This window comes from Sulfitobacter dubius (assembly GCF_027214245.1).
In the GTDB taxonomy this organism is placed as follows: domain Bacteria; phylum Pseudomonadota; class Alphaproteobacteria; order Rhodobacterales; family Rhodobacteraceae; genus Sulfitobacter; species Sulfitobacter dubius_A.
The window spans coordinates 697,869-720,547 of sequence record NZ_JAPWHM010000001.1; the positions used below are offsets into that span (position 1 = coordinate 697,869).

The window sequence follows — 22,679 nt, forward strand, 5'->3', positions numbered from 1 at the left end:
GATGAAAGTCTATCTCTCCGGTGAAATCCACACCGATTGGCGCGAACAGATCATCGAAGGGGCACGCAGCCTTGAGGTGACCTTCACCGCGCCGGTCACCGACCACGCCGCCAGCGACGATTGCGGCGTGGCGATCCTTGGGGAAGAGGCCGACAAGTTCTGGCATGACCGCAAGGGCGCGCAGATCAACGCGATTCGCACCCGCAAGGCGATTGCCGAAGCGGATGTGGTCGTGGTGCGCTTTGGCGAACAATACAAGCAGTGGAACGCGGCCTTTGACGCGGGCTATGCCGCCGCTTTGGGCAAATCGCTGATCATTCTGCACGGCCCTGACCATGCCCATGCGCTGAAGGAAGTCGATGCCGCGGCGCTGGCCGTGGCCTCCGAACCTGCTCAGGTGGTCGAGATTCTGCGCTATGTCCTCACCGGTACCCTGCCGGGGTGACGCGGCAGTAGGACTAGCCGCCTTAAAATTTAACATCTATCAAGGGCTTAAGTGCGAATCGATTCGGCAGCGTAGTGGACGCCGCTGCCTTACGGGCTAAACCTTCACTAGCTGGAGGTTCATCAGCCTTGATCTGCCCCCGAAAGGCAGGCCAAATCCGACCCCCGCTGCCGTGCCAAAGTTGCGTGGCGGGTTAACTTTGGAAGGAGAAGGTCCATTTTAGCCGACACGCCCGCAGAGCAGGACGCGCGTCTTGAGACGCTCTATTCCTATGATATTCTTGATACCGAAGCCGAAGCGGATTTCGACGACATCGTCGACCTTGCGTCCAAGATCTGCGAAACGCCCGTCTCTCTGATCAGTCTGGTTGATGAAAAACGTCAATGGTTCAAGGCCCGGGTGGGGTTCGAGCCGCAGGAGACCGGTTTGGATCAATCGGTCTGTTCTCACGCTATCATCGATGGGGGCTTTACCGAGATTTCGGATATGGGGGCCGATCCGCGCACCGCGGACAATCCACTCTATGTCGGCGACCCGCGGGTGAAATTCTATGCCGGGGCGAACCTTGTCGCGCCGAACGGCCAGCCGATCGGCACGCTTTGCGTGCTGGATACCAAGCCGCGCACCCTGAACGATTTCCAACGCCAAGCGCTGCAAACCCTGTCGCGTCACGTGATGATGCAGTTGGAACTGCGCAAGAAAATCCGCATCGAGGCCGCCCTGCGCGCCGAGATGGACCACCGGGTGAAAAACTCGTTCCAGACCATCGCGTCACTGCTGCGGATGGCGACGCGCAAGGTGCAAGACCCCGACGCAAAGGATGTGCTTGCCCTTGTAGAGCGGCGTTTCGGGGCAGTGGCATCGCTGCACAGCGAATTGATGGGGCAGGGCGGCAGAGGCAAGGTGCAAACCTCTTCCTACCTTGAGCAGTTGAACAAACTTCTCGCCGCCAGCGCGCCGGATCACGTCACCATCTTTTGCGAGGCCGAGCCGGGCGAGTTGCAGGCCGCGCAAGCCTCGGCGCTTGGCATGATCGTGAGCGAGTTCGTGGCCAATTCGATCAAACACGCCTTTGCTGGGGACCGTGCAGGAGAAATCAGGATCTCTCTGCGTCGGCAGGAGGGGGGCGAGAGCTGGCTTTTGGAGTGTCGGGACAATGGTCGCGGGCATGACGGAGCCGTGTCGGGGGCCGATAGCACCGGCCTCGGGCGGATGTTGATGGCGACGGCGGCTGAACAGCTAAGCGGGCGGCTGAGCACCGATTTCAGCGCCAATGGCGCGCTTTTGCGGGTCTGTTTTCGGCAATAGGCGTGTTCGGGGCTGCAATTCGGGTGGTTCAACTGAAAACTTTATTGACCCCACTGTGCCGCAGTCCCCACTATCGGGTATGACGGCGGGGGTATCAGCACGACGTGGAATAGGGACAGTACTGTGATTCAAGAATTCAAGGATTTCATCGCCAAGGGCAATGTCATGGACATGGCCGTTGGTATCATCGTCGGGGCGGCCTTCACGGCGATCGTGTCGTCGCTCGTGGCCGACCTGATCAACCCGATTGTCGGGCTTTTCACCGGTGGGGTGGATTTCACCAACAACTACGCGGTGCTGTCGGGCGATGTGCCCGCGAATGCCTCGCTAGAGCAGGCCCGAGAGGCGGGCGCGTCGGTTTTTGCTTACGGCTCGTTCCTAATGGCCGTGATTAACTTTTTCATCATAGCCTTCGTCGTCTTCATCTTGGTGAAGATGGTGAACCGCGTAAAATCGGCTGCGGAAAAACCTGATGAGGTGGCTCCAGAGGTCAAGACCGGTCCGTCGCAGCTTGATGTATTGCTGGAAATTCGGGATGCTTTGAAAACGCGCTGAGCGGCGTTATCGAATGAGAAAGGCCCGCCAGATTGGCGGGCCTTTCGTGTCTCTGCGGTGGCATTCAGCCCGCGATGGCTTGGTCCGCGGTGATGCTGTCGATCCCAAGCGCGTCGCCCACGGCAGCATAGGTCAGCTTGCCCGCGTGCACGTTGAGCCCGGCCTTAAGGTGGGGGTCATCCGCGCAGGCCTGTTTCCAGCCCTTGTCGGCCAGCGCCAGCATGAAGGGCATGGTGGCATTGCCAAGCGCGATGGTCGAGGTGCGCGCCACGGCGCCGGGCATGTTGGCCACGCAGTAGTGCATGATGCCGTCGACCTCATAAACCGGGTCTTGGTGCGTGGTCGCCTTGGAAGTCTCGAAACAGCCGCCTTGGTCGATGGCCACGTCAACCAGCGCCGCGCCGGGTTTGAGTTCGGACAGCTGCGCGCGGCTGATCAGTTTGGGGGCCGCCGCGCCGGGGATCAGCACCGCGCCGATGATCATATCGGCTTGGCGTGCCAATTCGATGGTGTTGCCTGCGCTGGCATAGGCGGTTTTGAAGGTGCCGCCATAGATGTCATCGAGATAGCGCATCCGGGGCAGAGAGCGGTCGAGCACGGTCACATCCGCGCCCATGCCTGCGGCGATGCGTGCCGCATGGGTGCCGACAACGCCGCCGCCGATGACCATAACTTTGGCCGGGCCGACGCCGGGCACGCCGCCCATCAACACGCCGCGTCCGCCATTGGCCTTTTGCAGCGTCCAAGCGCCGACTTGTGGGGCCAGACGGCCTGCAACCTCTGACATCGGCGCCAGAAGGGGCAGCCCGCCGTTGCGGTCGGTCACCGTCTCATAAGCAATCGCAGTACAGCCCGAGGCCAGCAGATCACGGGTTTGGTCAAGATCGGGGGCGAGGTGCAGATAGGTAAAGAGCAATTGCCCCTCGCGCAGCATCTTACGCTCACCGGCCTGCGGTTCCTTCACCTTGACGATCATATCGGCGCTGGCAAAGATTTCCTCAGCCGTGTCGATAATGGTGGCACCTGCGGCGGTGTAATCCGCATCTTCAAAGCCCGCACCGACGCCCGCCCCTGCCTGCACGATGACCTCATGCCCGTGGGCGATGGCTTCTTGTGCGGCGTTGGGCGTCAGGCCGACGCGGAATTCCTGCGGTTTGATTTCTGTCGGGCATCCGATTTTCATGGGGGTCACTCCTCCTCCGTAGTGGGACAGGATTATCACAGGCGCCGTGCATATCGCTGCGAATTTGGGGTCGCCATGGGGCTCATTTTTCGAATATAATCGCGTCTGAACGCTTTGTTACGCGAAAGTATTGCGCATATGGCCTTGGATGAGATTGATCGGCGTGTTCTGCGCGCTTTGCAGCGCAACGGGCGGATGTCCAATGCCGAATTGTCGGACGTGGTGCATCTGTCGCCCTCGGCCTGTCATCGCCGTGTGCAGCGGCTGGAGAAAGAGGGCTATATCCGCGATTATGTCGCCCTGCTGGACCCGCGCAAGTTGGATATGCCGACCACGGTGTTTGTTGAGATCACCCTGCAGGCGCAGGCCGAAGAGGTGTTGGAAGCCTTTGAGAAGTCGGTCTCGCGCATTCCCGATGTGTTGGAATGTCATCTGATGGCGGGAACGGCGGATTACCTGTTGAAGATCGTGGCGGAGAATACCGAGGATTTTGCCCGAATCCATCGCCAGCATTTGGCGCGGCTGCCCGGCGTCGCTCAGATGCAGTCGAGTTTCGCGTTGCGGACAGTGTGTAAAACGACGGCGCTGCCCGTGTAGTTGGTTCCACACGATCTGCGCCGCCGCGCCACCAGCCCGGAATCAAGGGCGTATGCCCGCCGGGCAGCGCCAGACCGCCCGGACGGGCTGGCGCTTTTGCAGTCGGAGTGCTGTCCTGCGGACCCGGCGTATGGGCTGCTGCCATAAACTGCCCAATTGCCGAAGTTCCGAGCGCCATCCCGCGGTCTGGCGCTGCCCGGCTCTGCACCCAGTACCCCACAAAACAAAACCCCCGCTGCCAAGGGCACCGGGGGTTCTATATCTGTCGCGGTCGCGGGAATGATTTACATCATACCTTCGCGTTGCGCTTTTTTGCGTGCCAGTTTACGGGCACGACGGATCGCTTCAGCTTTCTCGCGCGCTTTTTTCTCGGACGGTTTCTCGAAATGTTGCTTGAGCTTCATTTCACGGAAAACGCCTTCGCGCTGTAGCTTTTTCTTCAGAGCCCGAAGGGCCTGATCGACGTTGTTGTCGCGAACACTAACCTGCATGTGGTTGTCACCACCTTTCTAGGATAAAGTTGCAAGGAATTGCAGGAATTGGGCCTATAACAGCCTATATCTCCTTTGTCCACCCCATCATGCCCCGATAGGAGCCCACCATGACCCCGCCCAAGGCCGACCCAAAGGACCAATTGCTGGATGTCGCATTGATGCATGTGCCGTTCGACGGCTGGTCTTCCGCGACATTCAACGCCGCGATCAAGGACAGCGGTCTGGACCCGGCGCTGGCCCGTGCGGTCTGCCCGCGCGGGGCGGTCGATCTGGCCGTGGCCTATCACCGGCGGGGCGATGCCAAGATGTTGGAAGGTTTGGCGCAGGCTGATCTATCACAGATGCGGTTCAGCGACCGAATTGCCAAGGCCGTGCGCCTGCGGCTCGAAGCCGGGGATCGTGAGGCGATCCGCCGAGGTAGCACGCTTTTCGCCCTGCCGCATCACGCGCCCGAAGGGGCAGGCCTGATCTGGGAGACCAGCGATAAAATCTGGACTGCACTCGGCGATACGTCGGATGATGTTAACTGGTACAGCAAACGCGCCACGCTGTCTGGGGTTTATTCTGCTACGCTGCTCTATTGGCTGGGGGATGCCAGCGAGGGGCATCAGGCGACGTGGTCTTTCTTGGATCGGCGGATCGACGACGTGATGCAGATCGAAAAACTCAAAGCCCAAGTGCGCGAAAGCCCGACGCTCAGCCGATTGATGGCCGGGCCGAACTGGCTTTTAAGCCACATCAAAGCGCCACGGGGGCAGCAGGACCCTGATCTGCCCGGCCGCTGGACGCCGCCGAGCTGACGCAACCTGCGGGCGAACTGCGGGCTTCCCCGCCCGCCCGGCAGGTGGTAGGTCGGGGCACCCGGTTTTATACAGGCCCCCAATGACCAGTCAGACGCTCCCGCTCATTGATATTGAAAAGGTGTGCTACACCCCCGCAGGCACGCCGGTGCTGCGCGAGGTGAGCCTCAGGTCAGATGCCTCGCGGATCGGCATCGTGGGGCGCAACGGGTCGGGTAAGACCTCTTTCGCGCGGGTTCTTTCGGGCCTGGTGGCCGCAGATGAGGGGCAGGTGCGGATCGGCGGGATCGACGTGGCCCGTGACCGCCGTCGGGCGATTGGCGCCGTCGGTATCCTGTTTCAAAACCCCGACCATCAGATCATCTTTCCCACCGTGGAGGAAGAAATCGCCTTTGGCCTGCTGCAAATGGGCCAATCCAAGGCCGAAGCGGCGCGGGGCGTGGCGGCAATCCTTGGTCAGTTTGACAAGCGTCATTGGGCACAGGCGTCGATCCATCAGCTCTCACAGGGGCAGCGGCAGTTGGTTTGCCTGATGGCGGTTCTGGCGATGCAACCACGGGTGCTGGTGCTCGACGAACCCTTTGCCGGGCTCGATATTCCGACGCGCCTGCATCTTGAACGGGTCTTGGCCGGGCTCGACCTGACGCTGGTGCATATCACCCACGATCCGGCAGCAGTGGCGGGCTACGATCACATCCTCTGGTTGGAGAGCGGCGAGGTTGCCCAGCAGGGCGGCGCGCGCCCGGTGCTGCGCGCCTTTGAGACACGGATGAAAGAACTGGGGGCGAGCGATGATCTCTCTGACCTCGCCGGTTGAGACCCGCGCCCATGGCTGGCCTGCGGGGGCCAAGCTGGGGGCGCTTTGTCTGGCGACACTGTTGCTATTCGGGATCGAGGATCTGGTCTGGCAGATCGCCTTTTGCGCCGGGATGCTGGTGCTCTATGCTCTGCCGGGGCAAGCTTTTCTAAAGACCGGGTTGGGGCGGCTGTGGATGCTCTGGCCCTTTGTTGCGCTGATTCTGCTGTGGCACGTGCTGACCCGCGATGCGGAGGCGGGTCTTGTCATTGTGTTGCGGATGATTACCGCTGTGGGGCTGGCCAATCTTGTGACCATGACCACGAAACTCAGCGATATGATGGCGGTGGTGCGTTGGCTTGCCACGCCCCTGCGCCGCTTTGGGGTTCGGACCCGTAGCCTTGAACTGGCCGTGGCGCTGGTGGTGCGTTTCACCCCGGTGCTGGCCGCCAAGGGGCAGATGCTGTCGCTGGCGTGGCGCGCGCGGTCGCGCAGACGGGCGGGCTGGCGGATTGTCATGCCCTTTACCGTGCTGGCCATCGACGACGCCGAACATGTGGCCGAGGCGCTGCGCGCGCGGGGCGGGCTGTGATTGCTTGACCGGGGAAGAGGGCTGGCCTAGGCATTGGAAACTTTAATTCAAGGACCCTCCCGATGGAACGCAATCTGACCATGATCGCCCTCTTCGCCGCGCTGATTGCGGCACTGGGCCTGATTCCGAAATTTACGCTTGGCTTTGGCGTGCCGATCACCGCGCAGTCGCTGGGCGTTATGCTCTGTGGCACGGTGCTGGGCGCATGGCGCGGTGGCCTTGCCGCACTGCTATTCGTGGCACTGGTGGCGCTTGGTCTGCCGCTTCTGGCCGGAGGCCGTGGCGGTCTGGGCGTCTTTGCCTCGCCGACGGTGGGTTTCCTCGTTGGCTTCCCGATCGGTGCCTTTGTGACCGGCTTTATCATGGACCAGTGGCGCAGTGCGCCGGTGGGTCTGGCCGCCGGGGTTTCCGCTGTCTTGGGCGGTATCCTTGTGGTCTATGCCTTTGGTATCTTCGGCATGATGATGACGCTGAACAAGACGCTGCTCGAGGCCACCCTGCTCGTCCAAGCCTTCATTCCCGGCGACCTGATCAAAGCCGTTCTGGCAGGTTTCATCACCTCCGGTCTGGCCAAGGCACGCCCCGCAAGCGTGTTGTCGCGCAGCTGAAACGACTGGCCCGCTCCCCCAAGGGGGGCGGGCCGCTATAGCCGCATTAGCGCGGCAGAGCCGATCCCCCCGGCAGCGGCAATCGCGGCCAGTCCGGTGCCTGATCCCCGCGCCACCAATTCATGCCAGAGCCGCACCGCGTTGATCGCACCCGATGCACCAATCGGATGCCCGCGTGCCAAGGCACCCCCGCCGATGTTGACGATCTGCGGCGCGACCCCCGCGCCGGTGACGCAGGCGATGGCCTGCACGGCATAGGCCTCCATGATCTCGGCGAGGGTCAGATCGCTGGCGGTTAATCCCGTTTGGCGAAAGACTTCGCCAATCGCCACCAGAGGTGCCAACCCCGGCTCTTCGGGTTTGCTGCCCTTGGTTGCGGTGGCGATCAGTTCGATCTTTGGCACGGTGAGCTCAGCCGCCACCCGGTCTGAGACAACGACGCAAAAGGCTGCGGCATCGGCGGCGACGGCGGCATTGGCGGCGGTGATCTCACCGGAAAGCACCTTGGCCCGGCGGCATAGCGCGGGGGTGAGGCGGCGGGTGAATGTATCGGCTTCGATGCTTGCGAGCGGTACGAGTTCCGCCTCGGGCGCTCGCTGCGCGCGGGCCTTTGCGTGGCTTTCCACCGCCCAGTCATCCTGCGCCTCGCGGGTGATGCCCTGCGACCGGGCAAGCTCTGCGGCGGCCTGCGCCATGTCGGGGTCACGCGCGGGCCATGGGGTAAAGGGCGCTTGGGTATAGGGCTCAGGCGGGCGGCCATCGGCGAAGGTACGGTAGCGCAGCGGTTGGCGCGAGTAGCTTTCCGCCCCGCCCGCCACGACGATATCCGCAGCCCCCGCAAGGATCATTTGCCGCGCCAGCGCGAGCGCATCCAAGCCCCCCGAGCATTGCCGGTCAATGCTCAGGCCCGCGACATGTTCAGGCAGCCCCGCCGCCAAGGCGATGCTGCGCGCAGGGTTGCCGCCGGGGCCAAGGGCGGTGCTGCAGATCACTTCGTCGACCTGCGCAAGGGCCAACCCCGCGCGGGCAAGGGCGGCGCAAAGAACCGGCGCGGCAAGATCGGGCAAAGTCAGATGCGCCAATGCGCCGCCGCGCGGGGCGACCGGGCTGCGGCAGGCAGAAACGATGTAGGCGCGGGTCATGCTTAGCCCTCCAACCCGTCGGCGAGGGCGCGAATGTCGATCTTGCCCGAAGGCAGCAGCGGCAATTCGGTGCGGAAATAGACGCGACGGGGGGCGGCGAGGGGACCGAGCGCTGCGCGGCAATGGGCGATGATTTCCTCAGGGCGCGCCGCCTCTGCGGTGCCTTCGACAACTCCAACCAGATGTTGCCCCCGCAGCGCATCGTCACGAGGCAGAACTGCGCAGGGCATCCCGGTATGCGCGGCGATCACGGCCTCCACCGCTTCGGGGAAAACCAATTGATCGGCAATCTGCACCATGCGCTGCCGACGCCCTTTGATCCACAGGTTGCCCTTGTCATCCAGCGCGCCCATCTCGCCCACGGTAACGAAACCATCATGCCTGCAGGTCTCGGTGCCGCGGCCCAGGGCGTAGCCATCGAAAAGGTACGGGCTGCGCACCCAGATTTCACCCACGTCCGGGGTGGGTTGCCCCGCCGTATCCAAGAGCCGCAGCTCGACGCCGGGATAGGGGCGGCCAACTGAACCTTCGGGCGTGTCGGCATCGGCCAGCGTGATAAAGCTCGTTTCCGCCGCGCCGTAAAACACCTGCACCGCCGCATGGGGGCAAAGCCGCCCGGTTGCCGCCCGCGTCACCGCGTCAAGCGCGCCGCCGCCACAAAGCACCAGCCGCAGCGAGGGCAGGGGCGTGGCGGCCCCACGGGCCAGCAGCCGCAATTGCGTCGGCGTGGCATAGAGGATCGTCGCCCCCGATTTGGCAATCTGGGCCGCCTGCTGGCGGGGGGGCTGATCGGCCAGAACATGCGCGTCGAGGCCAAGGTGCAGCGCCTCCAATAGCGCATAGAGCGACAGGGAGTGGCTGAGCTGCCCCAACACGGCAACGCTGTCGCGGCGGGTTAGGGCAAAGCGATCGGCGTTCACGTCAAAGCTGGCGATCCAAGAGGCTTGGCTGCGGCGCACGGCCTTGGGTTGGCCGGACGCGCCGCCGGTGAGGGTAAGGAATGCGCCGGGCGGGCAGGCGATGTCATCGGGCAGGGGGCGGTCGCTGAGGCAAAAGGGGGCTTGCTGGCTGATCGCTGTGGTAAGGGCCGTCAGCGCGTCGAAGGTCGAGGTTGCGGGCAGGGCGCGGAAGCTGTTGCGTTGGCCTTCGGGCGCGCGGGGCACTTCCGATTGTCCCGCGAAAAGCCGCGCGTCCTGATCCCATCTGAAACTGCCTTGCGCGCGCATTCGCCTTCTCCCACTTCCGCCGGGTTTCAAATTCCGGGTGCACGCCCCGGGGCCGCCCGTTAGGCTGCGGCAAAACCAAACCCGAGGATAATTCAGACATGACAGAGACCATGCGTGCAATCGAAATCACCGAACCCGGCGGTCCGGACGTTCTTCAGGGCACCACCCGCCCGCGGCCCCAGCCGAAACATGGGCAGGTCATCATCAAGGTCGCCTATGCCGGGGTGAATCGCCCCGATGCACTACAGCGCGCGGGCAAATATGCGCCGCCGCCCACCGCCAGCGATCTGCCGGGACTGGAGGCCTCGGGCGAGGTGGTCGAGGTCGGCCCCGGCGTGACGACACTGGGACCGGGGGATCTGGTCTGCGCCCTGCTGCCCGGTGGCGGCTATGCCGAATATGTAGCTACCCCTGCCGCGCATTGCCTGCCGATCCCCGAAGGCATGGGGCTGAAAGAAGCGGCCTGCCTGCCCGAGACCTTCTTTACTGTCTGGTCCAACCTCTTCATGCGGGGCGGGCTTAAGGCTGGGGAAAAAGTGCTTATCCATGGTGGTTCTTCCGGCATTGGCACGACGGCGATCCAACTGGCCCGTATCTTGGGTGCGCGGGTGTTTGTGACCGCGGGGACGGATAGCAAATGCACGGCCTGCATGAAGCTGGGGGCCGAAGTGGCGATCAACTACCGGGATACAGATTTCGTTGACGTGCTGCAGGCCGAGGGCGGCGCGGATGTGATCCTCGACATGGTGGGCGGCAGCTATATCAACCGCAACCTCAAGGCTTTGGCCGAGGACGGCAGGCTGGTGCAGATCGCTTTCCTGCAGGGCGCCAAGCAGGAGGTGAACTTTGTCACGCTGATGACCCGTCGCCTGACCATGACCGGATCGACCCTGCGCCCGCAAAGCGATCTGGCCAAGGCGCGGATTGCAGAGGAGCTTTTGCAAAACGTCTGGCCCCTGTTGGAGCAGGGCCGCGTCGCGCCGGTGATGGACAGCACCTATGACCTGTCCGAGGCGAATGACGCGCACCGCCGAATGGAGGCCAGCGGCCATATCGGCAAGATCGTTCTAAAGGTCGGTGGCGCGCTGGACGCCGAGGCAGATCAATAAAATTTGAATTAGTAACGAATTGTTAACCAGTAATTCGTTTACTGATAGCACGGGTGGCCGGGACGCCAGCCACCCGTGTTGGAGAGAGAGCCGAAAGGCATTGAATGCGGGGGAGGAAATTACGCCTCTCCCGTTTTCGCCCAGATACCCGCGCCGATGGGTTTAGCGCAAAGGGGTGAACAGGGCGTTATCAAGCGTACAGTCCCGCCGAACGTCCGGCCCGCAGGGGATGAACTCAAGACTGCGAGACAGACAGATGCGCGCCTCTTGGATGTGACCTTGCTTGCAGGTGATGGTGATCCCCTGTGCGGTCAGGTCGGGGTTCGCCTTGAGGAATGCCTCCTCCACCACGGAGGCGGGCAGGGAAACGGCGCGGTCGAGCTTGCGAAAGACCTCGGGGCGGTTGATGCGGGTGTAGGCCTCTCGCGAGAGGGCAAAATAACCCGCCGAGTCCAGCCCGCTGCAAGAGCCGTGTTTCTTCCATTGATGCCATGCCAAGCCCCCAGTGCCCATGATATCGGCCATCGCCCCGGTCTGTGCCCGGCTGGGCGGGCGCTGGCCGCTTCGGCAATAGGACGGATACCCGCGCGTGAATTGTGGCCAAAGCCCATGCAGGGTCCAGCCGTGGTCCTTATCCGCATCGCATTGCGGAGACTGCCGCGCGTCGCCGGTCAATTCGCACCAATTGGGCGACCATGACAGGGACATGACGTAATAGTCGAATTCACCCGAACGCTCCCCCTCGGCCAGAGAGGGGACGGGGGCGATCAGCCCGAGGATCAGCAGACAGGCGCGCAGTGGCCGCATTGGGTCTTCCCTTATGATGTTTGAGACAGTATACAGCCGCCAACTTCCCCGACAATGAAGACCGTTCTGCCAAGCAGGACAGCCTTTCAGGCGACGGGAAAATTGCGTTTTTAGGAGAGTGACATGGCAAAACCGATTATGGCCAAAGCCACCGCCGTCTGGCTCGTGGACAACACCACCATCAGCTTCAAGCAGATCGCCGATTTCGTCGGCATGCATGAGTTGGAAGTGCAGGGCATCGCCGATGGCGACGTTGCACAGGGTGTGAAAGGGTTTGACCCGGTTGCCAACAACCAGCTGACGCAAGAAGAAATTGACGCGGCGCAAGACAACCCGATGCACAAGCTGAAGCTGAAGTTCAACGCCGCCGCCGAGGGCGAAGAAAAACGCCGCGGCCCGCGCTACACGCCGCTCAGCAAACGTCAGGACCGTCCGGCGTCGATCCTGTGGTTGGTCAAGTTCCACCCCGAACTTAGCGATGGTCAGGTCAGCAAACTGGTGGGCACCACCAAGCCGACGATCCAAGCGATTCGCGAGCGCACGCATTGGAACATCGCCAACATTCAGCCGATCGACCCGGTCGCTTTGGGCCTGTGCAAACAGTCCGAGCTTGACGCCGCCGTGCAAAAGGCCGCCGCGAAAAAGGCCGCTGCGGGCGAAGTGATGAACGACGACGAGCGTCGCAAGCTGGTGTCGACTGAGCAGAGCCTCGGCATGGACAGTGAGCCCAAAATCCCCACGGCCATCGAAGGTCTGGAGACCTTCACCCTCTCCGGCAACAGCACGGACGACGAAGAGGAAGAGGATCATTCCAAGGGCGATTACTCCGATGCCGACAGCTTCTTCTCGCTGCCAGAGAGCACCGATGAAGACGACGAGGATGAAGACAAGGCCAAGGGCTAAGCCCCCTCAGGGCGGTGTGGCGGAAGGAACTTTCGCCACAAGGATGTGTTAAAGTGACAGGGCGTCGGATTCTTCGGCGCCCTGTTTTTCTTTGTTAAAAAGGCGCATTGCGCCGGGGGATGGATTTGGAAACGGCATTGGACTGGATGATCTGGGGGCTGGCAGGGCTGCTGATACTGTGCAGCCTGCTGCCGCTGAGCAAGCTGCCTTTTGGGGCGATCCGGGGGCTGGCCTTTCCACGTGAGCAATTCCTTGGTCTGGCGCTGCTGCTGGCCGCCGCCTTTGCGCTGGTGCAGAGGCCGACAACGACTTCGGGCATGATTGGCATCGCACTCATGCTGGGCGTTGCAGCGCTTCAGGCCCTTTATATCACCAAGTTCACCCCAATTTGGCGCAAGCAATCGCTCGCCGCTTCGCCCGAGCTGCGCCGCGAGACGGACCGCCATTTCAGTCTGCTGGCGGCTAACGTCAAGAAATCCAACCGGGACTATGGCAAGCTTATCGCCCTCGTTGAGGCGCGGGTGCCGGATATTTTCATGGCCATCGAAGTGGATCAGGATTGGATTGATGCGCTGGATGCCGGGTTGGGCAAGAACTACGAGCACCGCATCGACGTGCCGCTCGACAATGGCTACGGGCTGTGCGTGATGTCGAAATTGCCGCTGTCGGAGGTTGAGGTGCGGGAGTTGGTGACGCGCGACGTGCCGTCGATCCGCGCCCGGGTGCATTTGTCGATGGGGGAGGATTTTCGCCTCTATGTCGTGCACCCCGAGCCGCCTGTGATCGAACATGACACAAAGGGCCGCGACAGTGAGATTGCGATGGTCGGTATCGAGGCCGAGAAAGATCCGCTGCCCGCTGTTGTTACCGGTGACCTGAACGATGTGGCTTGGTCCACGACGACGCGCCGGTTCCAACGGCTTTCGGGCCTTTTGGATCCGCGCGTGGGGCGTGGCATGTATAACACCTTTAGCGCAACGATGCCTTGGATGCGCTGGCCGCTCGATCACCTGTTCCACGACCCGCAGTTCCGCCTGCTTGAGATGGACCGGCTTGATAAGATTGGGTCGGATCACTTCCCCATGTGGTTTGTCTTGGCGTTGGCCCAGACCGAAGCCGCCGAAAGTGACCCCGAAGAAACCGATCCACAAGAGGAGCAAGAAACCAAAGATATGATCAAAGAAGAACGCAAAAGAGACCGCGACCCCATCGGCAGTGACTGGGAAGATGAGGAAGCCTAACAATCTGCATTTCAGGTAATTTTACCCCTTGTACGAATCCTAAAACGGCGTATGTGGCGCATTACAGACGCCAACGCACGCGCCTCTGGCCGGTCAGTTCCTACTCTGACTGACCCGCGTTTATGTAGCGACGGTAACGTCTCTTGAAACGACACGCGGGGATCCAGCCCCACCTGCTCTTTGGAGATGACCATGAACGCTACAGTCCCCGGTGCCCTGCGCACCGCATCCACTGCATTCGCCGATCCGGCTGCCGCCTATATCGCTGCCAACAGCTTTGACAAACCAACGCTGGTGATCAGCCGTGACCGTGTCGCCGCGCAATATGATGCTCTGCACAAGGGGCTGGGCGAGGCGCATATCCACTACGCGGTGAAGGCGAACCCGGCGCCGGAGATCATTCGTCTGCTGGTCAAAAAAGGCTCTGGCTTTGACGCGGCTTCGCGGGCAGAGATCGAGCTTTGCCTTAGCCAAGGGGCGAAGCCGGAAAACATCTCCTTCGGCAACACCATCAAACGCGCCTCCGACATCGCTTTCGCGCATTCCGCTGGCGTGACCCTGTTCGCAGCCGACAGCGAAGCCGAACTTGACAAAATCGCCGCCCACGCACCGGGCGCGCGGGTCTACCTGCGCTTGATCGTTGAAAACTCCATGGCAGACTGGCCGCTTAGCCGCAAATTCGGTTGCGCCGGTTCGGCGCTGCCTGCGCTGCTGAACCACGCGGTTGCCGTGGGCCTCGTGCCCTTCGGCCTGTCCTTCCACGTCGGCTCGCAGACCCGCAAGGCGGAGTTCTGGAACCCGGTGTTGGATCAAGTCGCGCCGCTGTGGCATGCCGCCCGTGCGGATGGCCATGACCTGCAACTGCTGAACCTCGGCGGCGGCTTCCCGGCCTTTTACGGCGAGAGCATCGAAGCGCCCCGCGCCTATGCTGCCGCTGTGATGCGCGCCGTCAAAGCCCGCTTTGGCGACGTGCCGCAAGTGATGGCAGAGCCGGGCCGTGGTCTGGTGGCCGAGGCCGGTCACATCGCCGCCGAAGTCATGCTGGTGAGCCGTAAATCCGCGGACGATCTGCACCGTTGGGTCTATCTGGATATCGGTCGTTTCTCGGGTCTGGCTGAGACCGAGGGCGAAGCGATTCGCTATCAGATCGTCACCCCGCATGACGGCGAAGAGACCGGACCCTGCGTTTTGGCTGGACCGTCCTGCGATTCGGCGGACATCCTTTATGAAAAACGACCGATTCATCTGCCTTTGGCCCTGCGCGATGGCGATAAAGTGATGATTCGCGCTTGCGGAGCCTACACAAGCTCTTACAGTTCGGTTGGGTTCAATGGATTTCCGCCGCTTGATGTGATCGTGCTCTAAAGCACGATCTGCGTCGCCCCGGAAAAGGGCCGTCTGCTTTGGGAGGAGCGGGCGGCCCGCTTTGATTCCGGGCTACAATTCCGGTGAGCTCTAAAGTGCCTTACGCGCCTGCATTGCGGCGGTGATCGTCCCATCGTCGAGGTAATCCAACTCCCCGCCAATCGGCACCCCTTGGGCGAGGGAGGTGAGCCGCACCCGGCCCTCCAACTGATCCGCGATGTAATGTGCCGTGGTCTGCCCGTCGATCGTGGCGTTGAGCGCGAGGATCACCTCGCTCACGCCTTCGGTATCGATCCGGTCCACCAACCGCGGGATACGCAATTCCTGCGGGCCGATGGCATCCAGCGCCGAGAGCGTGCCGCCCAGCACATGATAGCGCCCTTTGAACACGCCGGAGCGTTCCATCGCCCAGAGGTCGGCCACATCCTCGACCACGCAAAGCTCGCCATTGGCGCGTTTCTCGGAGGTGCAGATGTCACAGACATCAGCGGTGCCCACGTTGCCGCAGTTAAGACATTCGCGTGCCGTGGCGGCCACGGTTTGCATCAGGTCGGATAGGGGCGTTAGCAAAAGCGCGCGCTTGCGGATAAGATGCAGCACCGCGCGCCGGGCCGAGCGGGGGCCAAGGCCGGGCAGTTTCGCCATCAGCTCAATCAGGGCGTCAATGTCGCGGGTAGAGCTCAAGAATGGCACCTGTGGGGGAAGGGGGAGGGGGCGTTTCCGCCCCAACCGTTTAGAAGGGCAGTTTCATACCTGCGGGCAGGCCCATGCCTTCGGTCAGCTTGCTCATCTCAGCCTGCGCACGTTCAGAGGCTTTGCTCTGCGCGTCTTTGATGGCGGCGAGGATCAGGTCTTCGACCACTTCTTTCTCGTCTTTGTTGAAGATCGACGGGTCGATATCGAGACCCTTCAACTCGCCCTTGGCGCTACAGGTCGCTTTGACGAGGCCCGCACCAGATTCACCTTCAACGGTGATATTGTGCATCTCCTCTTGCAGTTCGGCCATTTTGCCCTGCATTTCCTGCGCTTTCTTCATCATCCCGGCCATATCGCCGAGGCCGCCTAATCCCTTGAGCATCTGGGTCTCCTTGTTGCGTTGTCGTTTATATGTGGCGTGAGGTGGGGTGTATCAACCGTCCTCGAACGGATCCCATTCGTCTTCGACCTCTGGCAACGCCTCTGCCGTGGCGGCGGCGGCGATGTCTTCGGGGGTGCGGATCGCGGTGATGCGGGCCTTGGGGAATTGCGCCAGCACCGCTTGCATCATCGGATGCTCCTCGGCCTGTTTTTTCAGCGCCAACTCGCGCGCGTCGCGGATCTGCGCGATGGTTTCGGCACCGCCCTCGTTGACCAGCGACACCGCCCAGCGATTGCCGGTCCAGAGTTGCAGCTTTTGCCCCAGCCGCTGCGCCAGATCGCGGGGTGCGTCGTCGGTGGGGACGAATTCGATGCGACCGGGTTGGTAGGCCGCAAGCTGGACGCAGGTTTCCACCTCAACGAGCAGTTTCACATCGCGGTTCACGCGGATCAGTTCGATCACTTGCTCAAAGGTCGGGAAGCGGGCGAGGGCGGCGTCGAGGTCTTGCGCCAAGGCGGTGGTCTGCCCCTGCGGACCGGGGTTTGACGCCATACGCTGCTGCGCGTGGTGCACGGCCTGCGCGCCGGTGCTGCCTTGGGGCGCGCCATTGCCGCCACCACCACCGCCAGCGGGGGCAGGGGGCGGGCTGCTGTTTTGCAACTTGCGCACCAGTTCCTCGGGCGAGGGCAGGTCGGCCACATGAGTGAGACGGATCACGGCCATTTCGGCGGCCATCATCGCGTTGGGGGCGGCGGCGACTTCGTCCAGCGCCTTGAGCAGCATTTGCCACAGCCGCGTGAGCACCCGCATCGGCAGGGTCTCGGCCATCTGCTGGCCACGGGCGCGTTCTTCGGGGGCGATGGTGGGGTCTTCGGCGGCATCAGGCGTAATCTTCACGACCGAGACCCAATGGGTGATCTCGGCCAAATCGCGCAGTACCGCCATCGGGTCGGCGCCGTCGGCATATTGCGCGGAAAGTTCGGTCAGCGCGGCACCGGCATCGCCGCGCAGCACCATGTCGAAAAGATCCAGCACCCGGCCACGGTCGGCCAGCCCCAGCATGGCGCGCACCTGTTCGGCGCCGGTTTCGCCCGCGCCGTGGCTGATGGCCTGATCCAGCAGCGAGGTCGCGTCGCGGGCCGAGCCTTCGGCGGCGCGGGTGATGAGCGCCAGCGCGTCGTCGGTGATCTCGGCCCCCTCGGCTGTGGCGATCTTGCGCAGCAGAGCAATCATCACTTCGGGCTCAATCCGGCGCAGGTCGAACCGCTGACAGCGCGACAGCACCGTCACCGGCACCTTGCGGATCTCGGTGGTGGCGAAGATGAATTTGACGTGTTCGGGTGGCTCTTCCAACGTCTTCAGCAGCGCGTTGAAGGCACCGGTGGAGAGCATGTGCACTTCGTCGATAATATAGACTTTGTAGCGGGCCGACGCCGCGCGGTAATGCACCGAGTCAATAATCTCGCGGATGTTGGCAACGCCGGTGTTCGACGCGGCGTCCATCTCCATCACATCGACATGGCGGCCTTCCATAATGGCGGTGCAGTGCTCGCAGACGCCGCAAGGATCCGTCGTCGGCCCGCCGTTGCCGTCAGGCCCGATGCAGTTCATCCCCTTGGCGATGATCCGCGCCGTCGTCGTCTTGCCGGTGCCGCGAATGCCCGTCATCACAAAGGCCTGTGCGATCCGGTCGGCGGCAAAAGCATTTTTCAGCGTGCGCACCATGGCGTCTTGGCCGACGAGATCGGCAAAGGTTTCGGGCCGGTATTTGCGGGCCAGAACGCGGTAGGCGGATGTATCTGTCATGGTGCCCCAGATCGGATTCGGTCAAGGCCGTAAACTAGGCGCTCCGCGCCGTGGCGTCTACCGTGCTTGCGGGATGCTCAGAGCATCCAGAGGATCGCGCCGACGCCGGTTGAGGCAAGCGCAAGGATCGCGGCCAGAATTTTCATGCGACTGTTGGGCTGGGCGTTGGCGTGATGGTCGCTCAGCCGCTTTTGGGTTTTTGCAGCCGACGCCTGCGCCGCCCAATAGACATAGAGCGCGGCTATGATGAAGACCGATGCCACGGCTTTCGCCACCCATGTCGGCTCGAATTCTCCGAACACGGCGCGCAGACCGATCGCCACGGCCACGGCTGCCATGCCGGTGCGCATCCAGCCCGCAAAGGTGCGCTCATTGGCCAGAATCGTGCGATCCTCGGCCCAATCGGTGCGGTCTTCGGCTAGGTCATTCTTATCACTCATTGAACCAAACTGCGCTTTGCGCGTTCATGTGGCAACAAGCTTTGACATAGCGGGGACGATTTATGCGGTTGCGGGGAATTGGGCGGAGCAAGAATGTCATTCGCCGCAGCGGTGGGGCGGGCAAGGCAGGGGGGCTAGGTCTGGTCGGTGTGCTGGCGGTTTTGGCAATCGGCTATTTCACGGGCATTGACGTTACCCCGCTGCTGACCGGCCAAGGTGGCGGTCAGGTCCAACAGTCACGTCCGCTGAGCGACAGCGAAGATCCGCAGGTCGATTTTGCTGCCCGCGTGCTCACCACGACAGAACAGGTCTGGAGCCGTATTTTCGAAGAGCAACTGGGGGAAACCTATACGCCGCCCAAGCTTGTCGTGTTCGAAAACGTCACCCAAAGCGCCTGTGGCGGTGCCTCCGGCGCAACCGGCCCCTTTTACTGCCCGGCGGATAACATGGCCTATCTCGACACCGCCTTCTTCCGCACGCTGGACCAGCGTCTTGGGGCCGAGGGCGATTTCGCGGCGGCCTATGTGATCGCCCATGAGGTCGCCCACCATGTGCAGAATGAGATTGGCGTCTTGCCGCAGGTGGCCCGGATGCGGCAGCAGTCCTCTCAGGTAGAGGCGAATGCCCTGACCGTGCGGCTTGAGCTGATGGCCGATTGTTTTTCGGGGATCTGGGCGTCGAACGTCGAAGGGTTGATGGAGAAGGGCGACCTTCAGGAAGCCCTGAATGCGGCGCGGATGATCGGGGATGATCATTTGCAGCGCCAGGCCGGTCAGGTGCCACAACCGCATACCTTTACCCATGGCACGTCAGAGCAACGCGCGCGTTGGTTCGAAAGGGGCTTTGAGAGCGGCGAGATCGCGGCTTGTGATACCTTTGAGGCGGAACGGCTGTAAGACGATAAGGGCGGCGCCCACCCTAGGGGGCGATGCCCGTGGTGCCCGCGGGCAGGCCATGTCGGCGGGCCCGTTATCTCTCAACCGCGTTATTTTCTTTGGAGAAGCGACCCCTCATCGTTCCTGCGGAATGACTGCCGGGGCGTCGCATTGCTGCACAATGCGACGGTGGTGAGAGGCTGATAACGACCCAAGCGGGGCTCGTTACGGCTGCTTCCTTCCGGATCTGACCGGGTTGGCGAGGCGCTTGCCCGCACCAACCTCTCAAGGCCCATATAGGAGGGGGAGGATCGAAGTGCAAGCCTCACAAACGGATCCGGATCTGGGCAAAGCCAGACGCCGTGATTCCGCGGGGGTCGGGCGACAGATGCGCGATATCTGAAAGAAAGGGCAGCGCGCCCGGTGAGGTATAGTGGACCGCTTGCGCTCCGGTCGCATCGAAGTGCCATGGGAGGGCGTCCGACCACGGGTGGTCCGGGCCCGTGGCGAGGGTGGCAATCAGCGCGTCTGTCAGGGGCAGCGGGCTGCGCAGGACGACATCTTCGATGGGGGTACGGTCAAATCCGCCGCCGCCCGCTGCGCGAAACTGGTTGGTTGCCAATAGAAACCGTTGGTCCGGCTCGACAGGAGCCCCCTGCCACGACAGCGCGGTGATACGGGCCCCACGGGGGCGCTGCGGGTCGATTGCATAGGTCACGCCGTAGATCGTATCGCAGTGAAAGGGCGGGCGGCAGGGGTCGAGAAGCGGACCTGTCCTACTGGTGAATTGAGTGTAAACCTCCGTCGCTTTCTCCAGCCGTCGTCGGAGGTCAGCCCCCGTGATACGCAGCGCCCAGACCGCGTTTTGATAAGGGACAAGCCCGGCGATATGGCGGCGCCGCACCGCACCGGGGGGGATATGCAGAAAATGCTCGGGCCCGCCGCGCCCGCCCGCCGTGTGTGCCGCCGTGGCCGCGAGGATGGGCAATGCGCTATCTGCCGTGCCCGCCACGCCTTTGCGTATCACCTCGGCCTGCGCGCGGGCGGTCAGCGCGTCGATGGGGGTGGGCATGGCAAGGGCAAAGTAGTTGTGCAGCGCCGTCCCGGTGTGGCCGACCACCTCTTCCAGATGTTTGCGGGTGCCAATGTGACTGATCCGTGCGGCACTGAGCACCACGGGATCGGCCAGCGTTTGCGCGCTGTTGTCGCGCAGGTGGCTGTGATGCTGCGACACCCGCCAGCCCCCCCCCGCGTCACGCTCAAGGGCCAAATCCAGCACCGCCAAATCGGACCCGCCAAACCCCGGCATTGCCGCCGGTCGGTTGGACAGGGTGCCTGCCTGCGTATCGACCCCCTTGCGCGGGCCATGGTCCGCGCCAGGAAACCGAAGGTGGGTGTGGCCGGTAATCACGGCGTCGATCCCTTCGATCTGAGCCAAGGCGCAGATGTCCTCTTCGGCGGCGATCTCTCCTTTTTGGGGGATGCCCATATGGGCCAGCAGCACGGTCAGGTCGGCCCCCTCTGCCCGCAGCGTCAGGGCGGCGCTGCGCAGGCTTTCGAGGGGGCTGACGATCTCAGCCGCGTCTTCCAAGACCTCGCGGTTCCAAATCGCCGTTCGGCCCGGCAGAACGGAGAGCAGGCCAACCTGCAGCGTAGATGAGGGATGCCCCCCGACAGCGGGCAGCAGGCATGATACAACGACCCAGCGGCGCAGGGGGCCAGGATCGGACAGATGCAGATTGGTTGAGATCAGCGGCATATCAATCGCGCCCGCTACGGCGCGCAGATAGGGCAGACCATGATCAAGGTCGTGATTGCCCAAGCCCAAGCCATCATATCGCAGATGGTTTACACAGGCGACAAGCGGATGCGTAGGGGTGACCGGCATCTGGGCGAGTTGGTCGCCCAAGGCATTGCCCTGCAACAGATCACCATTGTCGAGCAAAAGACAGGCTGCGCCCTGTTCAGCGGCCTCTTGCCGGGCGGCGCGGATCAGCGTGGCAACCCCGGCCAGCCCATGGTGCCCCACCGAACGGTCGCCCACATAATCATGGCCTACAATTTGCATGTGCAAATCAGTCGTGGCCAATATGCGCAGACGTGCCCCGACCGGGGTGCCCCCCTCGGGGGGAACGACACCAGCCGTGACATATGTACTGCGCTTGTTCACCGTAAAGGGAATTACTCGTTAAAATTACACAACCTAAAGATGTTTTGATATGACCAGATTTCAACCGATCTGACAAGAGGGCTTGGGATTGCCAATATCGCCTGCGCCGTGGCATGGCTGGGCGAAACGCACAAAGCCTGTATCGGGCCGGTATCGGGAGAGCACCATGCGTCACGCGGAGACGGTAACCTTTGGAGGCTCGGCTCTTGATCGGGCGGGAGAGATACGTGGCAACCCGGAAGCGTTGGCGCAGCTTCGCGCCGACCCTGCGGCGCGCGCCATCGTCTTTTGGCGTGGCAAACCCCTGATCGCGCCTGAACGCCCTGCCGGTTTGGTCCGATTGGCGATGGATCACCCGGCGCTGCAAGAGGCCGCTGCCGCGCCGATCTTGCTGGGCCGCGAAGACGGGGCCGCGCGCTTTGCCGTCGATATCTCAGGCTGGCAGCCTGCCGATCTGGACCAGTCGCAACTGGGGGCGTTCCTTGACCCCAGCGAACAGCGGCACCCACTGCTGGGCGATGACATGGCATTCGCCGAGTTGCGGCGGGTGATGACATGGCTTGATTCGCGCGATGCCGAACTGGCTGCCAGCGGCAAGGCGATCCTCGGCTGGCACGAAACCCACCGCCATTGCGCGCGCTGCGGCGCTGCGACCGATCTGGCCCAAGGCGGATGGCAGCGCGTCTGCCCCGACTGCGGCGGCGCACATTTCCCGCGCACCGACCCGGTGGTCATTATGTTGATTACCCATGGTAATTCCGTGCTCATGGGCCGCTCCCCCGGCTGGCCTGAGGGGATGTATTCCCTGCTGGCAGGCTTTGTCGAACCGGGAGAGACGGTAGAGGCTGCCGTGCGGCGGGAGGTTTTTGAAGAAGCAGGGGTTCAAGTCGGCGCGGTGAGCTACCTCTCCAGCCAGCCATGGCCCTTTCCGGCCTCGCTGATGTTGGGCTGCGCTGGCGAAGCGCTGAGCCGTGACCTGACCATTGACCCGGTTGAGATCGAAGACGCACTTTGGGTCACCCGCGAAGAGATGATGGATGTCTTTGCCGGAAGCCACCCGCGTCTGCTGCCCGCCCGGCGCGGGGCCGTCGCGCATTTCTTGCTGGAAAACTGGCTTGCGGATACACTGACCTGATACA

Annotated in this window: 24 protein-coding genes and 1 other RNA gene; 14 read left to right on the forward strand and 11 right to left on the reverse strand. The window is 62.7% G+C overall.

Going from position 1 to position 22,679, the window contains the following annotated elements; all coding sequences use genetic code 11:
* Position 1 precedes the first annotated feature (1 nt).
* The 3 genes from O4H31_RS03415 (at position 2) to mscL (ending at position 2,308) form a co-directional block, all read left to right on the forward strand.
* Positions 2-445: a YtoQ family protein gene (locus O4H31_RS03415; RefSeq protein WP_120351942.1), complete on the forward strand. Its 444-nt coding sequence runs from the start codon at positions 2-4 to the stop codon at positions 443-445.
* Between the two features lie 312 nt (positions 446-757).
* Positions 758-1,753 carry a histidine kinase dimerization/phosphoacceptor domain -containing protein gene (locus O4H31_RS03420; RefSeq protein WP_269343016.1) on the forward strand — a complete coding sequence of 332 codons (996 nt, stop codon included), beginning with the start codon at positions 758-760 and terminating at the stop codon, positions 1,751-1,753.
* Positions 1,754-1,876: 123 nt separating this feature from the next.
* Positions 1,877-2,308, forward strand: coding sequence for a large conductance mechanosensitive channel protein MscL (mscL, locus tag O4H31_RS03425; RefSeq protein WP_067937956.1), 432 nt, complete (start codon positions 1,877-1,879; stop codon positions 2,306-2,308).
* A 64-nt stretch (positions 2,309-2,372) separates the two neighbouring features.
* Here mscL and ald read toward each other — a convergent pair whose 3' ends face one another.
* Positions 2,373-3,491: an alanine dehydrogenase gene (gene ald, locus O4H31_RS03430; protein ID WP_269342795.1), complete on the reverse strand. Its 1,119-nt coding sequence runs from the start codon at positions 3,489-3,491 to the stop codon at positions 2,373-2,375.
* A 138-nt stretch (positions 3,492-3,629) separates the two neighbouring features.
* On the opposite strand from ald, the gene O4H31_RS03435 reads away from it, so the two are divergent.
* Positions 3,630-4,088, forward strand: a complete 459-nt coding sequence (locus tag O4H31_RS03435) for an Lrp/AsnC family transcriptional regulator (protein WP_067624832.1) — start codon at positions 3,630-3,632, stop codon at positions 4,086-4,088.
* A 284-nt stretch (positions 4,089-4,372) separates the two neighbouring features.
* Here O4H31_RS03435 and rpsU read toward each other — a convergent pair whose 3' ends face one another.
* Positions 4,373-4,579 carry a 30S ribosomal protein S21 gene (rpsU, locus tag O4H31_RS03440; protein ID WP_007118112.1) on the reverse strand — a complete coding sequence of 69 codons (207 nt, stop codon included), beginning with the start codon at positions 4,577-4,579 and terminating at the stop codon, positions 4,373-4,375.
* Positions 4,580-4,689: 110 nt separating this feature from the next.
* Between rpsU and O4H31_RS03445 the strand changes: the two genes are divergently transcribed.
* The 4 genes from O4H31_RS03445 (at position 4,690) to O4H31_RS03460 (ending at position 7,378) form a co-directional block, all read left to right on the forward strand.
* Positions 4,690-5,382, forward strand: a complete 693-nt coding sequence (locus O4H31_RS03445) for a COQ9 family protein (RefSeq protein ID WP_269342824.1) — start codon at positions 4,690-4,692, stop codon at positions 5,380-5,382.
* Between the two features lie 82 nt (positions 5,383-5,464).
* Positions 5,465-6,199 (forward strand): energy-coupling factor ABC transporter ATP-binding protein, encoded by a 735-nt coding sequence (locus O4H31_RS03450; RefSeq protein WP_269342826.1) that lies wholly within the window; start codon positions 5,465-5,467, stop codon positions 6,197-6,199.
* Positions 6,174-6,770, forward strand: a complete 597-nt coding sequence (locus O4H31_RS03455; protein WP_269342827.1) for an energy-coupling factor transporter transmembrane component T — start codon at positions 6,174-6,176, stop codon at positions 6,768-6,770. Before O4H31_RS03450 ends, O4H31_RS03455 begins: the two co-directional genes overlap by 26 nt.
* 62 nt (positions 6,771-6,832) lie before the next feature.
* The gene (locus O4H31_RS03460; RefSeq protein ID WP_120351936.1) at positions 6,833-7,378 is read left to right on the forward strand and encodes a biotin transporter BioY; all 546 of its coding nucleotides are present in this window, start codon (positions 6,833-6,835) and stop codon (positions 7,376-7,378) included.
* A 35-nt stretch (positions 7,379-7,413) separates the two neighbouring features.
* Here O4H31_RS03460 and O4H31_RS03465 read toward each other — a convergent pair whose 3' ends face one another.
* Both O4H31_RS03465 and O4H31_RS03470 read right to left on the reverse strand, forming a co-directional pair.
* Entirely contained in the window at positions 7,414-8,520 is a 1,107-nt protein-coding gene (locus O4H31_RS03465) for a thiolase family protein (RefSeq protein ID WP_269342829.1), read from the reverse strand.
* Between the two features lie 2 nt (positions 8,521-8,522).
* Positions 8,523-9,746 carry an ANL family adenylate-forming protein gene (locus tag O4H31_RS03470; RefSeq protein WP_269342832.1) on the reverse strand — a complete coding sequence of 408 codons (1,224 nt, stop codon included), beginning with the start codon at positions 9,744-9,746 and terminating at the stop codon, positions 8,523-8,525.
* Between the two features lie 98 nt (positions 9,747-9,844).
* Here O4H31_RS03470 and O4H31_RS03475 point away from each other — a divergent pair, with 98 nt between their 5' ends.
* The gene (locus tag O4H31_RS03475; protein ID WP_269342835.1) at positions 9,845-10,855 is read left to right on the forward strand and encodes an NAD(P)H-quinone oxidoreductase; all 1,011 of its coding nucleotides are present in this window, start codon (positions 9,845-9,847) and stop codon (positions 10,853-10,855) included.
* Between the two features lie 162 nt (positions 10,856-11,017).
* Here the strand turns inward: O4H31_RS03475 and O4H31_RS03480 are convergent, their stop codons facing one another.
* Positions 11,018-11,662 carry a ribonuclease T2 gene (locus O4H31_RS03480; protein WP_269342837.1) on the reverse strand — a complete coding sequence of 215 codons (645 nt, stop codon included), beginning with the start codon at positions 11,660-11,662 and terminating at the stop codon, positions 11,018-11,020.
* A 123-nt stretch (positions 11,663-11,785) separates the two neighbouring features.
* On the opposite strand from O4H31_RS03480, the gene O4H31_RS03485 reads away from it, so the two are divergent.
* From O4H31_RS03485 to O4H31_RS03495, 3 genes are all read left to right on the forward strand, one after another.
* Complete coding sequence (locus O4H31_RS03485; protein WP_269342840.1) at positions 11,786-12,565, forward strand: DUF1013 domain-containing protein; 780 nt, start codon at positions 11,786-11,788, stop codon at positions 12,563-12,565.
* Positions 12,566-12,684: 119 nt separating this feature from the next.
* Entirely contained in the window at positions 12,685-13,806 is a 1,122-nt protein-coding gene (locus O4H31_RS03490) for an endonuclease/exonuclease/phosphatase family protein (protein ID WP_269342842.1), read from the forward strand.
* Between the two features lie 186 nt (positions 13,807-13,992).
* Entirely contained in the window at positions 13,993-15,171 is a 1,179-nt protein-coding gene (locus tag O4H31_RS03495) for a type III PLP-dependent enzyme (RefSeq protein ID WP_093927344.1), read from the forward strand.
* 90 nt (positions 15,172-15,261) lie between these two features.
* Here the strand turns inward: O4H31_RS03495 and recR are convergent, their stop codons facing one another.
* From recR to O4H31_RS03515, 4 genes are all read right to left on the reverse strand, one after another.
* Positions 15,262-15,855 carry a recombination mediator RecR gene (recR, locus tag O4H31_RS03500; protein ID WP_269342845.1) on the reverse strand — a complete coding sequence of 198 codons (594 nt, stop codon included), beginning with the start codon at positions 15,853-15,855 and terminating at the stop codon, positions 15,262-15,264.
* Positions 15,856-15,904: 49 nt separating this feature from the next.
* Entirely contained in the window at positions 15,905-16,249 is a 345-nt protein-coding gene (locus O4H31_RS03505; protein ID WP_007118099.1) for a YbaB/EbfC family nucleoid-associated protein, read from the reverse strand.
* A gap of 51 nt (positions 16,250-16,300) precedes the next feature.
* Positions 16,301-18,055, reverse strand: a complete 1,755-nt coding sequence (locus tag O4H31_RS03510) for a DNA polymerase III subunit gamma/tau (RefSeq protein WP_269342848.1) — start codon at positions 18,053-18,055, stop codon at positions 16,301-16,303.
* 77 nt (positions 18,056-18,132) lie between these two features.
* Positions 18,133-18,495, reverse strand: a complete 363-nt coding sequence (locus O4H31_RS03515; RefSeq protein WP_269342850.1) for a YidH family protein — start codon at positions 18,493-18,495, stop codon at positions 18,133-18,135.
* 62 nt (positions 18,496-18,557) lie between these two features.
* Here O4H31_RS03515 and O4H31_RS03520 point away from each other — a divergent pair, with 62 nt between their 5' ends.
* Positions 18,558-19,391 (forward strand): neutral zinc metallopeptidase, encoded by an 834-nt coding sequence (locus O4H31_RS03520; protein ID WP_269342852.1) that lies wholly within the window; start codon positions 18,558-18,560, stop codon positions 19,389-19,391.
* A gap of 169 nt (positions 19,392-19,560) precedes the next feature.
* Here the strand turns inward: O4H31_RS03520 and ffs are convergent.
* Positions 19,561-19,658, reverse strand: an RNA gene (gene ffs / locus O4H31_RS03525) — signal recognition particle sRNA small type.
* A 37-nt stretch (positions 19,659-19,695) separates the two neighbouring features.
* Entirely contained in the window at positions 19,696-21,540 is a 1,845-nt protein-coding gene (locus O4H31_RS03530; RefSeq protein ID WP_269342854.1) for a 5'-nucleotidase C-terminal domain-containing protein, read from the reverse strand.
* A 166-nt stretch (positions 21,541-21,706) separates the two neighbouring features.
* Between O4H31_RS03530 and nudC the strand changes: the two genes are divergently transcribed.
* A complete protein-coding gene (nudC, locus tag O4H31_RS03535) occupies positions 21,707-22,675 on the forward strand; it encodes an NAD(+) diphosphatase (protein WP_269342855.1) in 969 nt (322 codons plus the stop codon).
* Positions 22,676-22,679 lie beyond the last annotated feature (4 nt).

Excerpts from the sequence above, each read along its gene's own strand:
- O4H31_RS03415 (WP_120351942.1), top strand. The coding sequence starts at position 2 with ATGAAAGTCTATCTCTCCGGTGAAATCCACACCGATTGGCGCGAACAG.
- ald (WP_269342795.1), bottom strand. The coding sequence starts at position 3,491 with ATGAAAATCGGATGCCCGACAGAAATCAAACCGCAGGAATTCCGCGTC.
- O4H31_RS03435 (WP_067624832.1), top strand. The coding sequence starts at position 3,630 with ATGGCCTTGGATGAGATTGATCGGCGTGTTCTGCGCGCTTTGCAGCGC.
- rpsU (WP_007118112.1), bottom strand. The coding sequence starts at position 4,579 with ATGCAGGTTAGTGTTCGCGACAACAACGTCGATCAGGCCCTTCGGGCT.
- O4H31_RS03445 (WP_269342824.1), top strand. The coding sequence starts at position 4,690 with ATGACCCCGCCCAAGGCCGACCCAAAGGACCAATTGCTGGATGTCGCA.
- O4H31_RS03450 (WP_269342826.1), top strand. The coding sequence starts at position 5,465 with ATGACCAGTCAGACGCTCCCGCTCATTGATATTGAAAAGGTGTGCTAC.
- O4H31_RS03455 (WP_269342827.1), top strand. The coding sequence starts at position 6,174 with ATGATCTCTCTGACCTCGCCGGTTGAGACCCGCGCCCATGGCTGGCCT.
- O4H31_RS03460 (WP_120351936.1), top strand. The coding sequence starts at position 6,833 with ATGGAACGCAATCTGACCATGATCGCCCTCTTCGCCGCGCTGATTGCG.
- O4H31_RS03465 (WP_269342829.1), bottom strand. The coding sequence starts at position 8,520 with ATGACCCGCGCCTACATCGTTTCTGCCTGCCGCAGCCCGGTCGCCCCG.
- O4H31_RS03470 (WP_269342832.1), bottom strand. The coding sequence starts at position 9,746 with ATGCGCGCGCAAGGCAGTTTCAGATGGGATCAGGACGCGCGGCTTTTC.
- O4H31_RS03475 (WP_269342835.1), top strand. The coding sequence starts at position 9,845 with ATGACAGAGACCATGCGTGCAATCGAAATCACCGAACCCGGCGGTCCG.
- O4H31_RS03480 (WP_269342837.1), bottom strand. The coding sequence starts at position 11,662 with ATGCGGCCACTGCGCGCCTGTCTGCTGATCCTCGGGCTGATCGCCCCC.
- O4H31_RS03485 (WP_269342840.1), top strand. The coding sequence starts at position 11,786 with ATGGCAAAACCGATTATGGCCAAAGCCACCGCCGTCTGGCTCGTGGAC.
- O4H31_RS03490 (WP_269342842.1), top strand. The coding sequence starts at position 12,685 with ATGGATTTGGAAACGGCATTGGACTGGATGATCTGGGGGCTGGCAGGG.
- O4H31_RS03495 (WP_093927344.1), top strand. The coding sequence starts at position 13,993 with ATGACCATGAACGCTACAGTCCCCGGTGCCCTGCGCACCGCATCCACT.
- O4H31_RS03505 (WP_007118099.1), bottom strand. The coding sequence starts at position 16,249 with ATGCTCAAGGGATTAGGCGGCCTCGGCGATATGGCCGGGATGATGAAG.
- O4H31_RS03510 (WP_269342848.1), bottom strand. The coding sequence starts at position 18,055 with ATGACAGATACATCCGCCTACCGCGTTCTGGCCCGCAAATACCGGCCC.
- O4H31_RS03515 (WP_269342850.1), bottom strand. The coding sequence starts at position 18,495 with ATGAGTGATAAGAATGACCTAGCCGAAGACCGCACCGATTGGGCCGAG.
- O4H31_RS03520 (WP_269342852.1), top strand. The coding sequence starts at position 18,558 with ATGCGGTTGCGGGGAATTGGGCGGAGCAAGAATGTCATTCGCCGCAGC.
- nudC (WP_269342855.1), top strand. The coding sequence starts at position 21,707 with ATGCGTCACGCGGAGACGGTAACCTTTGGAGGCTCGGCTCTTGATCGG.